Source organism: Acrocarpospora pleiomorpha, assembly GCF_009687885.1.
Taxonomy (GTDB): Bacteria; Actinomycetota; Actinomycetes; order Streptosporangiales; family Streptosporangiaceae; genus Acrocarpospora; species Acrocarpospora pleiomorpha.
Map to the genome: position 1 here is coordinate 1 of NZ_BLAF01000149.1, position 1983 is coordinate 1983.

The window sequence follows — 1983 nt, forward strand, 5'->3', positions numbered from 1 at the left end:
CCATTGGTAGTCAGGGGCGCGGTGCTCTCGCGAGCCCGGTTCCCCATCCCCCTTTCAATCCGTACGTGCGGTTCTCCCGCATACGGCTTACCGATGATCTTCTAGACATGGTTACGCCGCCTTCGGATAACAGATAGTCCCGCGCAATCGATACAGGCCGTGCCCGTTGAACCAGTCCTCGTCCCACTGCCGGGTTTGCCCAGCACACAGGTTGCGACCACGCTTCTTGACCATGAGACAGAACAACCGCCTCACCACGTAGTAGTCCACCTGCCGGAACTTGTGGGCGGCATTCCCCGTCCGGAAGTAGTTACCCCAACCCCGCAACACCGGGTTGAGATCGGCGATCACCTCGCGGATATCTCGCCCAACCCGATTGCGACCGGTCCGGTCCCCGACCTTCTCCCGCAATCGTTTCATCGCCCGAGCCGAAGGCCAGCGATGCAGGTAGTAGCGGATGACCCGCTTCTGTTCCCACAACCTGCCCGACATCCGAGCCCGGAAATGACACCCCAGGAAGTCCAGACCCTCCCGGCCCTGCCGCAGATCGACCACCCTCGTCTTGTCCGGATGTAGTCCCAGCCCCAGCGAGGTCAAGATCTCCTCGACCGCCGCCAAAGCCATCCTGGCCTGCCGCTCGGTACGGCACAACACCACTCCGTCATCGGCGTAGCGCACCAGCTCCCCGACCCCTCGCGAGATCAGTTCACGGTCCAGGACATGCAGGAAAATGTTGGCCAGCAACGGAGAGACGACCCCGCCCTGAGGCGTGCCGGCGACCGTCCGCTCAACCTGCCCCTCCACCAGCACCCCTGCCCGCAACCACAGACGGATCAGCTTGAGCACCCGCCGATCCGACACCCTGCGCCCCACCTCAGCGAGCAACCGTTCATGGCCGATCTCACCGAAGAAGTCGCCGATGCCGAACTCCACCACATGAGCGCGCCCCTGGATGAACCCGGACCGAAGCCGTTCCATCGCCTGCGTCGCCGACCGCCTCGGACGAAACCCGTAGGAAACCGGAAGGAAATCCGCCTCGAAGATCGGTTCCAGCACCAACTTGGCCGCCGCCTGGGCCACCCTGTCGCGGACCGTGGGGATACCCAGCGGCCGCCTGCCACCATCTGATTTCGGGATCTCCACACGCCTGGCGGGCGCGGGACGATACACACCTGAACGAAGATCTGCCTGAAGTTCGGCGAGCATCCGCTCCACCCCATAGACCTCCACCGCCTCCAAGGTCACCCGATCGACCCCGGCGGCCCCTCGATTAGCCCGGACCCGCCCCCACGCCTCCCACAAGACGTCACCCCTGCAGACACGGTCATACAGGGCGTGGAAACGCCGATCCTTCGACTGCTTGGCCGCAGTCCATAGCGTGCGTTGAAGTCCTCGCACCTTCCCCGGCGAAGCGCTTTCGCCGAGTACGGCAGGCTGTGGCCCGCCGGGGTTGTTGGACCAGGTCTCCCCGGTCATGCCCTGACGCTTACCCTCGTCACCCGCATGATCAAAGTGAGGGCCCTTCCCTCCCGGCGCGTTATGTTGCACGCCGATCACCGGTACTACGGCCCCCTCGGACTCCCGCTGCCCTCCGGACGACTTCACCATCGGCTTATACGTCCGGTCTCCCGCCCGACGAAGGCGCAGGCAGACGGGTCTCTCCTGTTCCGCGTCAGACCTTGAGCACGTGCCATCTCCCGTACCCCGGGGAGACCCGGCGAGCTGACCCCGGAACAGGGCCCACCGGGCATGGCCTTCGCCGTGACATGAGCGGCTCGGCTCTCACCGTTGTGATTGTGACGAGGCTGCAGAGTTCGCTTAACGCTACGGCCCGCGCTCTTGCTCCCTCCAAAGAGGCTCTTGACACCCCGCTCAGCCCGGCGGATCTCTCCGCCGAACCGGGGCCTGCTACTGGGCGCTCCGGTGCCTACCCAGACGGGACTTCCACCCGCGGGCCTGACGCAGCTTCCAGGACGCAACATG

1 protein-coding gene is annotated in these 1983 nt (G+C 65.1%); it reads right to left on the bottom strand.

Annotated features, from left to right (window positions below):
• Positions 1-111: 111 nt before the first annotated feature.
• A complete protein-coding gene (gene ltrA, locus Aple_RS51690) occupies positions 112-1476 on the bottom strand; it encodes a group II intron reverse transcriptase/maturase (RefSeq protein ID WP_155352165.1) in 1365 nt (454 codons plus the stop codon).
• Between the last annotated feature and the right edge of the window lie 507 nt (positions 1477-1983).

What these genes read in the sequence shown, in the direction of transcription:
- ltrA (WP_155352165.1), bottom strand. Translation starts at nt 1,476, where the DNA reads ATGACCGGGGAGACCTGGTCCAACAACCCCGGCGGGCCACAGCCTGCC.